Genomic DNA, 14,060 nt, shown 5'->3' on the forward strand with positions numbered 1-14,060 from the left:
CGGCCCCCACGAAAGGACAGCATGAGCAGCGACCGTATCCTCGAACTGTTCGAGCAGATCGACCGCACCCCGGTCGGCGTCGAAGAACGAGCCCTCATCAACGAGGCCATCGCCCTCGCCGTCGATGCGGGCGACGAGCCCCTGGAGTACCGGGCGCGGATGCGACTGACCTCGTCCGCCTGCATGAGCGGCGACACCGAGGCGATGCTGACCTCCTTCGCATGGTGCCTCGGAAAGCACGACGATGACCCCGAACGCTTCCCCGCCGACCTGGGCGACGAGACCGCCGACCTCATGTGGCAATTCAAGTGGATGGCCGACAGCCTGGCCGCGTCTCCGGCGTTCGACCGGGAACAGATCGCCGCCGTGCTCGACGACATGGAGAACCACTACCGCGCTGCCGGGCTCGGTCAGAGTGGCGTCCTCATGGCGCGCTTCGAGAACGCGTGGATGGCCGGCCGCCTCGAGGAGGCCGAGCAGCTGCGCACCAAGCTCGAGACGACACCCCGCGACAGCCACAGCCACTGCGAGGCGTGCGTCCGCAGCGTCGTCGCCGGCTACCTCATCGACACCGACCGCGAAGACGAGGCGATCCGCCTCGTCGAAGAGCTCGTCGAGGGCGACTTCTCATGCGGCGAAGAGCCGGAGCACGCGCTCGCCCGGTCGCTCGTTCCGTACCTGCACGCGGGCGAGTACGACAAGGCCCGCCTCGCTCACCTGCGCAGCTATCGCCTCGCGAAGGACAACGCCGACAACCTCGCCATCGTGGCCGACAACATCGTCTTCTGCGCCATCACCGGCAATGAAGCACGGGCACTCTCGCTCGTCGAACGCCACCTCGACTGGCTCGCGCACGACGCGCTCGGCGTCGACGGCCACCTCTCCGCCCTCACCGCCTTCGCGATCGCTCTCGAAGCCGTCAGCGCCGCGGGACACGCCGACACCATCGTTCGCGGCGCCGACTCCGAGCGGCTCCGCGCGTTCTTCGGCGAGAACGACGGCCCGTGGCGCGCCGCCGAGCTCGCGGCGGTGATGCGTTCGGAGGCCGAGCGGATCGCCGGCGAGTTCGATCGCCGCGACGGCACCGACGGTCACCGCCGCCGTCTCGACCGGGCCTGGGCCGTCGGGCAGGAGCGCTACTCGCTCCCCCTCAGCGCCGAGCCCCTGCTCCCCCGCGTCGCCCCCGTGGCCGCGCGCTCGGCCGAAGAGCTCGTTCAGCGAGCCATCGACCTCGGCGATTACGGCGCCTCGGAAGCACTGGCTGCGGCGGATGCGGCGCTCCCCGGCGCGACCCTCGACCAGCGCGCCAAGCTCCACTCGGCGCGCATCGCCGCCCTTGTCGCGCGCGACGACCTCGAAGGCGCCCAGGCCGCTCTGCACGACCGTCTCGACGCCCTCCGCGCCGTCGGTCGCGACGCGGAGGCCCAGGTCGAAGAGCGCGCCGGCCTCGCCCTGTTCGGACGCGGCGCCCCCGGCGACCTCGAGACGCTTCGCGAGGTCCTCGCCGACGGCGAGAGCCTGCCGCCCCGTCTGCACGCGATCGTCGAGGTCGTGGTGGGCATGGCCGTCGCCGAGACCGACCCCGAGACAGCCCGCGGCCTCTTCGACGACGCCCGCGACCGCGAGGCCGCGCTGGGCGACGACGACCTGCGTCGCATCGTCGCGCTCGCACGTGCATCGTTCCAGGGCGCCATCGGTGCATTCGACGAGTGCGACGCGACGATCACCGCCGCGCTCGAGGACCCCGCGCTCGGCGCCGGCGCCCGGGCCCGGCTGCTCGGCCTGCGGGCTCGCATGCGCGGCGGCCAGGAGAGGTTCCTCGACGGTGTGGCCGACGCCGACGAGCTCTGCCGCATCCTCGTCGAGCTCGATGCGCGCAGCGTCCTCGCCGGAGCGTACGTGCTCGCGGCCGCGCTCAACGAGGACGCCGGTGCGCCCGGCGAGGCGGTCGCCCGTTACCGGTTCGCCGAGCGCGCCGCGACCGAGAACGGCGACTCCGTGACCGCGGTGCAGTACCGCCTCGCACGGGCGCTGCTCGCATCCGGCTCCGCCGACGAGGCCGCCGAGCTGCTCGTGAACGTCTACTCCGACGAGACCGACCGCGAGGAGCCCGCGGCGTCGCGCGCCCAGACGCTCATGCTGCTGGCCCGCGCCTTCGAAGACGCCGGCGAACCCGGCCGTGCGGTCGGCGCATGGGAGTTCGCCGCCGAACTGTTCGACGAAGGAGAGGCGCCGGTGGGTCGCGCCAACGCTCTCCTGTCGCACGGGCGTCTGCTGCACCGGTTCGGAGAGTTCGACGACGCCCTCGCCTCGCTCGAGACGGCGGTCGAGATCGCACGCACCGAGCCCGAACAGGCCGGGCTGCTCGCCGAAGCGCGGCACTCGGAGGGTCAGGTCCGCGCCGCGCGAGGCGAGCACGAGGCGCTGACGGCTTTCGATGAGGCCCGCGAGATCGCTTCCGGTCTCGGCGCCCCGTGGCTCGTCGCCGACATCACCGACTCGCGAGCCCGAGCGCTGGCCATGCTCGGGCAGGCGGACGAGGCGGTTGCCACGGCGCTCCAGGCCGCCGACGCGTTCGCGGAGGTCGGCGACACCGGTTCTGCCGGCGCGTCCGAGCTCTTCGCCGCGCGCGTCCTCGCCCAGAACGAGCGCGGCGCCGATGCGGTCCCGCTCTACCGGTCGGTCATGGAGCGTGCCGCCGAGATCCCGCCGCTGCTCCAGGTGGCCGCCGGTGAGCTCGGCGACGTCTACGAAGCGCTCGGCCGCCCCGCCGAAGCCGCCGAGGTGCGCGCGCTCCTCGACGCCTGAGCCCGATCGACACGAAGGGCGCGCCGATCCACTCGGCGCGCCCTTCGTGGTTATCGCGGGCTCCGCGACGGGTCAGGCGCCCGTGCGGATCAGCTTCTTGTTCACGAACTCGTCGGCGGCGAGGAGCCCGAGCTCGCGAGACGTGCCGCTGCGCTTGACCCCGCCGAACGGCAGCCCGGCCTCGTCCGCGAGCACGAGGTTGATGTAGACCATGCCCGCGTCGATCGCATCGGCCACACGCTCAGCCTGCTCGGCATCCGTCGTGAACACGTAGGAACCGAGCCCGAACGGGGTGTCGTTGGCGAGCTCGATCGCCTCGGCCTCATCCGCCACCCGGTAGACGACGCCGACGGGACCGAAGAACTCCTCGCGGTAGGCATCCATCTCCGGCGTCACGCCGGTGAGCACCGTGCCCGGGTAGAAGGCGCCGTCGCGGCGTCCCCCGGTCACGAGGGTCGCCCCCTGCGCCACGGCTCGGTCGACCTGCTCCGCCAGCCGCTCCGCCGCCGTGAGCGACGACAGCGGCCCGAGCACCGTGTCGTCGGCGAACGGGTCGCCGACCTTCGCGTCGGCCAGCGCCGCCGCGAACCTCTCGACGAAGGCGTCGTAGAGCCCGTCGACCACGATGAACCGCTTCGCACCGTTGCACGACTGTCCCACGTTGTCCAGACGCGCCTCGACGGCCGCCGACACCGCCGCATCCAGATCGTCGGTCGAGAGCAGGATGAAGGGGTCTGACCCACCGAGCTCGAGCGCGACCTTCTTCAGGTTGCGACCGGCGATCTCGGCGACCGCCGATCCGGCACGCTCCGACCCGGTCACCGAGACGCCCTGCACGCGGCGGTCGGCGATCACATCGGCGGCCTGCTCGTTGCTCAGGTACAGGTTCGTGTAGACCCCCGCCGGGAACCCCGCGTCGCGATAGATCGCGTCGATCGCGGCGGCGGACTCGGGGCACTGGGGCGCGTGCTTGAGCAGGATGGTGTTCCCGACCGCGATGTTCGGCGCCGCGAAGCGGGCCACCTGGTAGTACGGGAAGTTCCACGGCATGATCCCGAGCAGCACGCCGAGCGGGCTACGACGGATGACCGCGGCACCCTCCCCCTCGATCGGGATCGGGGTGTCGCCGGTGATCTCGTCGATGTGGTCGGCGTAGTACGCGGTGATGTCGGCGGCGAAATCGACCTCGCCCTCCGCCGCGGCGAGCGGCTTGCCCATCTCGCGCACGATGATCGCGGCCAGCTCGTCTCGGCGCTCACGGTGCAGCTCGGCCACGCGGCGAAGCCGGTCGGCCCGCTCGGCCGGCGCGACGACGCGCGACCAGGTGCGGTACGCCTCGTCCGCGGCGGCCAGGGCCCGCTCGACGTCCTCGTCGGTCGCGGGGTCGTACGTCGCCAGCGTCTCGCCGGTGGCGGGGTTGGTCACGGCATACGTGCTCATCGGTTCTCCTTCGTCTCGTCAGTCGGCGGGGATCAGGGTGTACTTCGTCGAGAGGTACTCGTGGATGCCCTCGAGTCCGCCCTCGCGCCCGATTCCCGACTGCTTCACACCGCCGAACGGGGCCGCCGCGTTCGAGACGACCCCGACGTTCAGGCCCATCATGCCGGTCTCGAGGCGATCGATCATCCGGTGGCCGCGCGCGAGATCCTGCGTGAACACGTACGAGACCAGTCCGTACTCGGTGTCGTTGGCCAGGCGCACGGCCTCGTCCTCATCCGCGAAGGTCGCGATCGCCAGGACAGGTCCGAAGATCTCCTCGCGCAGGATGTCGCTGCCCGCGGCGACCTCGGTCACGACCGTGGGCTCGAAGAACGTCCCCTCCCCGTCGATCGCGGAACCGCCCGTGCGCACCGTGGCACCCCGTGCGACGGCGTCCTCGACGAGCGCGCCGGTCTTCGCGACCGCCTTCTCGTCGATGAGCGGCCCGATCTGCACACCGTCCTCGGTTCCGCGACCGATCTTCATCGCCGAGACGCGCTCGGTGAGCCGGTCGGCGAACTCGTCGGCGATCGACTCGTGCACGATGAAGCGGTTGGCCGCGGTGCAGGCCTGCCCGATGTTTCGGAACTTCGCGAGCATCGCGCCCTCCACCGCCTTGTCGAGGTCCGCGTCGTCGAACACGACGAACGGCGCGTTGCCGCCGAGCTCCATCGAGACCCGCAGCACGCCCTCCGCTGCCTGCTCGATGAGCTTGCGCCCGACCGGGGTCGAGCCGGTGAACGAGAGCTTCCGCAGCCGGGGGTCGGCGATGATGGGCGCGGCGACCTCGCTCGAGCGCGTCGCGTTGACGACGTTCACGACGCCCGCCGGGAGGCCCGCCTCCTGCAGGATCTGGACGAACAGCGTCGTGGTGAGCGGGGTGAGCGCCGCGGGCTTGACCACGACGGTGCACCCGGCCGCCAGCGCCGGGGCGATCTTGCGCGTCGCCATCGCGAGCGGGAAGTTCCACGGCGTGATGAAGAACGAGGGGCCAACGGGACGCTGCGAGACGACCATGCGGCCGGTGCCCTCGGGGTTGAGGCCGTATCGGCCCGAGATGCGCACGGCCTCTTCGCTGAACCACCGCAGGAACTCACCGCCGTAGACGACCTCGCCGCGCGCCTCGGCGAGCGGCTTGCCCATCTCGAGCGTCATCAGCAGCGCCAGGTCCTCCTTGCGCTCCTGCACGAGGTCGAACGCCCGGCGCAGGATGTCGCTGCGCACTCGGGGCGCGGTGGCGGCCCACTCCTCCTGCGCGGCGACAGCGGCGTCGAGGGCGCGGATGCCGTCTGCCGGCGAGGCGTCGGCGATCTCGATGAGCGTGCGACCGGTCGAGGGGTCGGTGACCGGGAAGGTCGCGCCGCCCTCGGCATCCACCCACTCGCCACCGATGAAGAGGCCGCGTTCGATTCCCGCCAGCAGTCGTGTCTCGTTCTCGTGCGTCATCGCGCCACTCCTCTCGCGCGCCGGCTCGCCGGCGCATCCTTGGTCAAAGTCTCGCCCCGGAAGAACGCGGGGCGCTTCACGGCCTGCCACACCATCACGACGACGCCGACGAGGATGACTCCCACGCCGAGGATGAACACCAGGCCGATGCCGCCGATCTGCGACCCGCTGCCGTACGCGGGATCCATCGTGTCGATGAGCGTCGTCACGAACAGCACCGCCAGGATGACGCCGCCCACGAGCGGGAAGAGGAACGTGAAGAAGACGTTCCGCACCGAGTCGAACCACTGGCGCCGGAAGTACCAGACGCAGGCGAACGCCGTCAGGCCGTAGTAGAAGCAGATCATCATGCCGAGCGCGAGGATGGTGTCCCACAGCACGTTCTCGCTGACGATGCGCATGACGACGTAGAAGCCCGACGCGACGATCGCCGAGACGATCGTGGCGTAGCCGGGCGTGAAGAACCGCGGGCTCACCTTCGCGAAACTCTCGGGGAGGGCACCGTAGTGGCCCATCGCGAGCAGTGTGCGCGCCGGCCCGACGAAGGTCGACTGCAGTGACGACGCCGAGCTGGTGAGCACGGCGAGCGAGACGAGGAACGCGAGCGGGCCGAGGATCGGTCCCGAGAGATGGAAGAAGACGTTCTCCTGGATGTCTTCGTTGCCGAGTCCGAGCTCGCCCGTGCCGACGCCGGCGAACATGATCATCGCGATCGCGAGCAGCAGGTAGAGCGCGACGATCATGACGACCGTGATGGTCGCGGCGCGGCCCGGTGTGCGCTCGGGGTCCTTGGTCTCCTCGTTCATCGTCAGGGTGACGTCCCAGCCCCAGAAGATGAAGATCGACAGCGACAGCCCGGCGGCGAAGGCGCTGAACGTCGGCACGGCGAACGGGTTGAACCACGACCAGTCGAACGCCGTGGCGTCGAAGGCGTTGCCCGAGACCGCCTCGACGATCGCCGCGATGGCGAACAGTACGAGGACGACCACTTGGAAGGCGACGAGCCCGTATTGCAGCTTCTGAGTCGTCTGCATGTCGCGGTAAGAGATGAAGGTCGCCGCGGCGACGAACAGGACGCAGACGAGGACGTTGATCCAGACCACCGAGGCGAGGCCGGCGATCGACTCCTGCCCGGTGAGCTGGGCGATCAACAGGAAGAGGAAGTCGACGGCGACACCCGCGAGGTTCGAGAGCACGAGGATGGTCGCAGCGACCAGCCCCCAACCGGCCATCCACCCGATCCACGGGCCGAAGGCGCGCGTCGCCCATGTGAAGCTGGTGCCGGAGTCGGGCATGCGGTTGTTGAGCTCGCGATACCCGAACGCGACGAGCAGCATCGGGATGAAGCCGACGAGCACGATCGCCGGCACCTGGGTGCCCACGACGGATGCCGTCGGCCCGACCGCCGCGGTGAAGGTGTAGGCCGGGGCGATGCAGGAGATGCCGATGACGACCGCTCCGATGAGGCCGACGGTCCCGGCGCTCAGCCCCTTCCGGGAGATGCCGCCGGTGACGGGGTCGCCCGCGGGCACCCCCGCCTGTTCTGCTCGGGTCATGCGCTCGCTCCTTCGCGGTCGCTGCGGGTGCGGGGCACCACGATCATGGGGGCGGTCACGACGCGCAGCATCCGCGCCGCCGTGGAGCCGAGGAAGAGCCGTCGCGGCTGGGCGAGACGGCTGGAGCCGACGATGACGACCTCGCCGGCTTCCCACTCGAGGTGCGATACGGCGTCCTCGATGCCGTCGCCGGCCGCGACCACGGCGGTCACCTCGGCGTCGGACGGAAGCGCCGAACGGACCTCGTCGAGCACCTCCTGCGCGTGGTTCTGACCGACCGTGCGGATGGCGCCGGTGTCGAGGCCCGCGGGCAGGTCGAGGGCGACGAGCGAGAGCAGCCGCACCGGCGCCGCGGTCGCCGCGGCGAGCCGGATGGTCGCCTCGACGAGGAGTTCCGTGCCCTCGCGCTCGCCCACGGCGGCGGTCAGCCGCGTGATGCCGGTCTCGACCGGAACCCGCCGCGCGCCGCGCGGAACCAGGGCGACCGGCACGTCGGACGAGTGCACGAGCTCGGTCGTCGTCGTGCCGAGCCGGTGCCGGCCCCGGTTGCCGCCGTCGGCCGCCCCGACGACGATGAGCGAGGCCCCCAGCTCGTCGGCGGTGTCGATGAGCCCCGCCGCGACCGACTCGCCGTAGCGGACGTGGGCGCGGTGCGACACACCCTCGGGAACCTCCGCGGCGCCCTCCCGCAGCCAGCCGGCGGCCTGCTCGCGCAGCAGCCGCTCGTAGCCGGCATCCGGCGGCACGATGCCCGGCTTCTGGGCGGGGAGCACGAGCACGAGGTGGAGCGCGGCCCCGGATGCCGACCCGAGGCGACTCGCGAAGGCCACGGCATCCCGCCCCGCCTTTGTCGCGGTGTATCCGACGACGATGCGGCCGCCGGACGCCGACCGACTCATGCGCGGTCCGCTTCGAGGATCTCGTCGACGACGCGGTGGCCCATGCGGATCGCCCCGTCGACGTGCTGGTAGCCGAGCCCGGCGAGGTCGCTGCACGCGACGTGCAGGGGTGCGACGAGCTCGAGCTGCTCAGCGCCGTAACGGGTCAGGCCGCCCAGGTCGAAGCTCGCGGCGTACGCGCCGCGCGTCCACTCCTCGCTGCCCCAGTCGCTCTCGTAGTAGACGATCGGGTTCTTCGCCTCGGGTCCGTAGTAGTGCGACAGCGACTCGAGGATGCGCTCGCGCCGCTCATCCGCCGACAGGCGGAAGAGGTCGTCGGCGTTCTGGTCGGAGACGAACCCGACGAGCGTGCCCCGCTCGTCGCCGTGGTTGGTGTTGTCGTACGCCTCATGCGACAGCTCGTACGGGCTGAAAGCGGTGCCCGACAGCCCCTGCTCGCGCCAGAACGGCCGGTCGTAGACGGCGTGCACCTTGATGACGAAGCCCATCGAGAAGTGCTGGTGCATCTGGTGCTTCAGACGCGGCAGCGGCGGCGAGAACGAGATGCGGTTGTAGAGCACCGGTGCCAGGGCGAGCACGACGTGACGCGCCCGCACCGTGACGTCGTCGGTGCGGACGACCGCGCCCGCGTCGGAGTACTCGATCGAGCGCACCGGCTGAGCGAGCAGGACGTCCTCGCCCAGTCGCTCCGCGAGGCGCAGCGGCACCTGCTGCAGACCTCCGACGACGCGCTTGTCGAGGATGAAGTCCGCGTCGACCAGGTGCGAGTACGACCCCGCCGACGCCGCCATGAGCAGCGACTGCAGCAGCGAGAAGGTGTGCGTCGGCTTGGTGAGCATCGCCGATCCCGTGGCGAACGCGAGGTTGCGCACCGCCTCGTCGTCGTCGGTCTGCTGTCGCAGCCAGGCGTCCCACGAGATGCGGTCCCACTCGGCCGCCTTCTCGTGCGCCCACGGCCGGTCGGGGTCGATCTCGGCGACCATCTCGTCCAGCCGCGCGGTGATCTCGTCGATGACCCGTTCGGTCTCCGGCGCCACCGGGAACATCTCGCCGCGGAAGCGTCGCGCCTGCCCGTCCGGACCGACGTATACGCTGTCGCCGTCGCGGTACCGCGTGTACGTCTCGAGTCCGAGGTCGGCGAGCGTGTCGATCAGCGCGTGCTGGTCGGGCGAGACCCACTGGCCGCCGAGCTCGAGCATGGCGCCGTCGATCTCATCGGTCCACAGACGTCCGCCGACGCGATCGCGCGCCTCGAGCACGACGACCGACAGCCCGGCCTTCCTCAGGTCGTTCGCGGCGGTCAGTCCGGCCGCGCCGGCTCCGACGATCGCGACGTCGCGGGTGATCTCAGTCATTTCCGACTCCTTCGTTGGCAGAACCCGTGACCGGGGCGACACTCTCCCGGTCGAGCCGACGGGCGCGCAGGTTGCGGCGCACGAGCGGCCAGAACACCAGTAGTACACCGGTGGCGATGAGACTCGTCCACACCTGCGAACGCCCCGACTCGGTCGTGAGCATGACCACCACGACGGCGGCGATCGCGACGATGAGGAAGATGTTGAGCCACGGGTGCAGCCACATCTTCAGCTTGAGCGCGGCCACCTCCTCGGGCGTCATCCGCTGACGCAGACGCAGCTGGGTGAGGGCGATGAAGACGTACACGAAGAGCGCGACGAGGCCGGCCGAGTTCATGATGAAGTCGAAGATGCCCGACCCCGGCGTGAGGAAGTTCACGAGCGTCGCGATGAGCCCGCCGATCGTCGAGGCCAGCAGCGCCATCACCGGAACACCGTTGCGCGAGCGCTGCGCGACGATCTTCGGGGCGAAGCCCTTGTCGGCGAGCGCCGAGAACATCCGCGAGGCCGAGTACAGCCCCGAGTTGAGCACCGAGATGACCGCCGTGAAGATCACGAGCTGCATGATGACGTCGGCGCCAGGGATGCCGAAGCGCGACAGCGCGACGGTGAACGGCGCGTTCGCGACATCCGTCGGTGCCGGCAGCTCGTCCCAGGGCACAACGGTGACGATCACGAGCACCGAACCGACGAAGAACAGCAGGATGCGCCAGATGATGGTGCTCGTCGCCTGTCGGATGCCCTTGGCGGGATCGACGGATTCGGCCGACGCCATGACGGCGATCTCGGTGCCGAAGTAGGAGAAGATCACGAGGGCCACCCCGGTGAAGGCGACGCCGATGCCGTTGGGGGCGAACCCGCCGTGCTCCCACAGGTTGGGGACGGCGAAGGTCGCCTGCGGCCACAGCCCGAGGGCGAAGAGGATGCCGGCACCCAGGAACACCACGATCGCGAGCACCTTGATGCTGGCGAGCCAGAACTCGACCTCGCCGAACGTGCGGACCGAGATGACGTTCGTCCCGACGAAGACCGCCAGCAGGATCAGCGACCAGCCCCACGAGGGGACGCCGGGGAACCAGGTGTGCATCGTCTCGCCGCCGAGCACCGCCTCGTAGGCGAGCACGCCGACCCAGAAGTACCAGTAGAGCCAGCCGACGAGATAGGCCGCCCAGTCGCCGAGTCCGACGCGGGCGTACTCCATGAACGAGCCGATCGCCGGACGCGACGCCGCCATCTCGCCGAGCATGCGCATCGCGAGGAAGACCAGCAGACCGCCCAGCAGATAGGACAGGACCGCGGCCGGCCCGACCGTGCGGATGACGTTGCCCGACCCCACGAACAGGCTCGCGCCGATGATGCCGCCGAGCGTGATCATCGTGACGTGGCGCGACCGCAGCTTGTTCGAGCGCGCTTTCGTCACCGCCCCGAGCCCCGCGGACGTCTCGGGCGAGACCGGGTTCTTCCAGCCGCTGGAGCTCGGGGCCACGCTCAGACCCGCCCGAGCGCCGCAGCGATCACGTCGAGGCCGTCGTCGAGCAGCTCGTCGCCGATCGACAGCGGCGGAAGGAACCGGATGACGTTGCCGTAGGTGCCGCACGTGAGGACGATGACGCCCTCCGCGATGCACGCCTTCGCGATCGCCGACGTCAGCGCGGCGTCGGGGGCGCCGGTGGCGGGGTCGACGAACTCCGCGGCGATCATCGCGCCGAGCCCGCGCACATCCCCGATGCGGGGGTCGCTCTCGCGCATCGCGTTCAGCCGGGCCGTCAGGCGCGCCCCGATCTGCTGAGCTCGCTCGATCAGGCCGTCGTTCTCGAAGGCGTCGATCGCGGCGAGCGCCGCCGCGCACGCGACCGGGTTGCCACCGTACGTGCCGCCGAGGCCACCGGGGTGCGAGGCGTCCATGAGGTCGGCGCGCCCGGTGACCGCGGCGAGCGGCAGGCCCGCCGCGATGCCCTTCGCCGTCGTGATCAGGTCGGGGACGATGCCGAAGTGCTCGCTGGCGAACATGGCACCGGTGCGAGCGAAGCCGGTCTGGACTTCGTCGGCGATGAACACGACGCCGTTCTCGCGGCACCAGTCGGCGACCGCCGGCAGGAACCCGTCGGCGGGGACGATGAACCCGCCCTCGCCCTGGATGGGCTCGATGATGACGGCGGCGAGGTTGTCGGCTCCGATCTGCTTCTCGATCTGCGAGATCGCGCGGGCTGCGGCATCCGGGCCCGACAGCCCGTCGCGGAACGGGTACGACAGCGGCGCACGGTAGACCTCGGGGGCGAACGGCCCGAATCCGCTCTTGTAGGGCATCGACTTCGCGGTGAGCGCCATCGTGAGGTTCGTCCGGCCGTGGTAGCCGTGGTCGAAGGCGACGACCGCCTGGCGGCCGGTCGCCTTGCGTGCGATCTTCACGGCGTTCTCGACTGCTTCGGCGCCCGAGTTGAACAGCGCGGTCTTCTTCTCGTGGTCGCCCGGGGTGAGCCGGTTGAGGGCTTCGGCGACGGCGACGTACGACTCGTACGGCGAGATCATGAAGCAGGTGTGGGTGAACTGCGCGACCTGCGCCTGCACAGCGGCGACGACGGCGGGATGCGCGTTGCCCACCGAGGTCACGGCGATGCCCGAGCCGAGGTCGATGAGCGAGTTCCCGTCGGCGTCGACGACGACTCCGCCGCCCGCGGCGACGGCATGGATCGGCGCGGTGTGGCCGACACCGGCCGGGACGGCGGCTGCCTTGCGGGCCAGCAGTTCCTCGGAGCGAGGTCCGGGGATCGCGGTGACGACGCGGCGCTCCTGCGGGAGGGTCGGGCCGCCGAGGGGGATGGTCGGCGTCGAGGTCGTGGTGCTCATTCCGCGACAGTAGGACGCGCATCGCGCAACCCGCATTCACCGGGTTGTACAGTGATGCCACCTCTTATCGCCAGCATGTACAGGATGCCGATGCCCGCCGCCGCTCCCCCGTCGCCGACGATCCGCGCGCTGCTGGCCCGGCGCGAGCTCGATCTGCGCCTCGCGACGCCGGCCGACGACGCCAACCTCGACGCGCCCGTGCGCTGGGTGCACAGCTCGGATCTCGCCGACCCGACGCCCTTCCTCTCGGAAGACGTGATCCTGCTCACGACGGGCACCCAGTTCGCCGGAGACGACGACGCGGACGCAGAGGCGGAGGCCTATGTCGGCCGCCTGCGGGCGCGCGGTGTCCGGGGGCTCGGCTTCGGCACGGAGGTGGTCCGCGACGGCATCCCCGATGCGCTCCGGACCGCGTGCACGACGGCGGGAATGCCGCTGTTCGAGGTGCCGTACCGCACGCCGTTCATCGCCGTCGCCCGAGCGGCGGCCGAGGCCATCGCGGCACAGGCGTACGCCCGGCGCAGCTGGGCGCTCGACGCGCAGCGCGCCCTCGCGATCGCCGCTCTGCGCCCCGACGGCTTCGACGCGACGCTCGCCGAGCTCGCGCGCCAGCTCGGGGCGTGGGTCGGCCTCTACGACGCCTCGGGTGCGCTGACGCACGAGCACTCGACCGCCGGGTCGTCGGTCGACGACGACCTGCGCCGGGCCGTCGACGCCGAGGCGGCGGCCCTCCTGCGCAGGGGCGGCGGGACAGGTGCGGCGATGCGGCTGGCGGGGCACACCGTGACGCTGCAGACCCTCGGCTCGGCGGGTCAGCGGGGCGTCCTCGTCACCGTCGGCATCGAGCTCGACCAGGATGCCCGGGCTGTCGTCACCGCCGTCGTCGCGATGACGGGCCTCGCTCTCGAGCAGCGCCGGATGACCGCGGGAGCGTGGAGCGGACTGCGGGCGGCGCTCGTCGACCTGCTCGTCGACGGGCATCTCACCCTCGCGCGGAAGGTGGCGACCGATGCCTGGGGCGGCTTCCCCGCCGCGCCATACGTCGTCGCCGTGGCCGATGCTCACGCCCCGACCGGCGCCCGCGAGGTGCTCGACAATCACGCCGCGGGGGGTCGGTTGTTCTACGGTCGCGACGAGGACGGAGTGCTCCTGATCGTCGGGGCGGGCGAACGGCAGGTGCTCGACGACATCGCCGCGCGGCTGTCGTGGCGGCTCGGAACCGCCGCCGCCGCGACCGACGACGCCGTGACGGCGGCCCGCGACCGTGCCCGGCTCGCGCGCGACCGCGGGCGTCCGGGTGCCGTCACCGATGTCGTCGACGCCCCGGGCGATCTGCTCGACGATCTCGCGACGGCGCCCTCTCGCGCCCGGGCCGGAGCCGAGCTCGCACCCCTGCGCACCCATGACGCCCGTCACGGCACGGCGCTCGAGGCGACGCTCGTCGCCTGGCTCGATCACGACGGCGCGCATGAGGCGACTGCTCGGGCCCTCGGAGTGCACCGGCACACCGTCCGTACGCGCATCGCCCTGGCCCAGCGCCTGCTCGGCCGCGACCTGTCGACCTTCGCCGATCGTGCCGCCGTCTGGACGGCTCTCCGCCTCTCCCCCTGACTGACCCCCCGCCTCTTCCCGTCGACTCGCCACGGAATGCGGATCCGGGCCCCGCCGCA

The 14,060-nt window shown here is 71.2% G+C and carries 9 protein-coding genes; 2 read left to right on the top strand and 7 right to left on the bottom strand.

Annotated elements, in window-relative coordinates:
- Positions 1 to 21 precede the first annotated feature (21 nt).
- Positions 22 to 2,808, top strand: coding sequence for a hypothetical protein (locus tag C3481_RS05285; protein WP_071918412.1), 2,787 nt, complete (start codon positions 22 to 24; stop codon positions 2,806 to 2,808).
- A 72-nt stretch (positions 2,809 to 2,880) separates the two neighbouring features.
- Here the strand turns inward: C3481_RS05285 and C3481_RS05290 are convergent, their stop codons facing one another.
- From C3481_RS05290 to gabT, 7 genes are all read right to left on the bottom strand, one after another.
- Positions 2,881 to 4,248 carry an NAD-dependent succinate-semialdehyde dehydrogenase gene (locus C3481_RS05290; protein WP_064955984.1) on the bottom strand — a complete coding sequence of 456 codons (1,368 nt, stop codon included), beginning with the start codon at positions 4,246 to 4,248 and terminating at the stop codon, positions 2,881 to 2,883.
- Positions 4,249 to 4,266: 18 nt separating this feature from the next.
- Positions 4,267 to 5,733: an NAD-dependent succinate-semialdehyde dehydrogenase gene (locus C3481_RS05295; protein ID WP_023952064.1), complete on the bottom strand. Its 1,467-nt coding sequence runs from the start codon at positions 5,731 to 5,733 to the stop codon at positions 4,267 to 4,269.
- Positions 5,730 to 7,289 carry an APC family permease gene (locus C3481_RS05300; RefSeq protein WP_023952066.1) on the bottom strand — a complete coding sequence of 520 codons (1,560 nt, stop codon included), beginning with the start codon at positions 7,287 to 7,289 and terminating at the stop codon, positions 5,730 to 5,732. The genes C3481_RS05295 and C3481_RS05300 overlap by 4 nt, the downstream gene beginning before the upstream one ends.
- On the bottom strand, positions 7,286 to 8,188 hold the full coding sequence (locus C3481_RS05305; RefSeq protein WP_103841069.1) for a universal stress protein: 903 nt from the start codon (positions 8,186 to 8,188) through the stop codon (positions 7,286 to 7,288). Before C3481_RS05305 ends, C3481_RS05300 begins: the two co-directional genes overlap by 4 nt.
- The gene (locus C3481_RS05310; protein ID WP_103841071.1) at positions 8,185 to 9,543 is read right to left on the bottom strand and encodes an NAD(P)/FAD-dependent oxidoreductase; all 1,359 of its coding nucleotides are present in this window, start codon (positions 9,541 to 9,543) and stop codon (positions 8,185 to 8,187) included. Before C3481_RS05310 ends, C3481_RS05305 begins: the two co-directional genes overlap by 4 nt.
- Complete coding sequence (locus C3481_RS05315) at positions 9,536 to 10,918, bottom strand: amino acid permease (RefSeq protein WP_374754851.1); 1,383 nt, start codon at positions 10,916 to 10,918, stop codon at positions 9,536 to 9,538. The genes C3481_RS05310 and C3481_RS05315 overlap by 8 nt, the downstream gene beginning before the upstream one ends.
- 113 nt (positions 10,919 to 11,031) lie before the next feature.
- Positions 11,032 to 12,390 carry a 4-aminobutyrate--2-oxoglutarate transaminase gene (gabT, locus tag C3481_RS05320; RefSeq protein ID WP_023952070.1) on the bottom strand — a complete coding sequence of 453 codons (1,359 nt, stop codon included), beginning with the start codon at positions 12,388 to 12,390 and terminating at the stop codon, positions 11,032 to 11,034.
- 84 nt (positions 12,391 to 12,474) lie between these two features.
- Here gabT and C3481_RS05325 point away from each other — a divergent pair, with 84 nt between their 5' ends.
- The gene (locus C3481_RS05325; protein WP_258039017.1) at positions 12,475 to 14,001 is read left to right on the top strand and encodes a PucR family transcriptional regulator; all 1,527 of its coding nucleotides are present in this window, start codon (positions 12,475 to 12,477) and stop codon (positions 13,999 to 14,001) included.
- Positions 14,002 to 14,060: the final 59 nt, after the last annotated feature.

Origin of the sequence: Microbacterium sp. Ru50, from assembly GCF_002920555.1 — a bacterium.
GTDB lineage: Bacteria > Actinomycetota > Actinomycetes > Actinomycetales > Microbacteriaceae > Microbacterium > Microbacterium arborescens.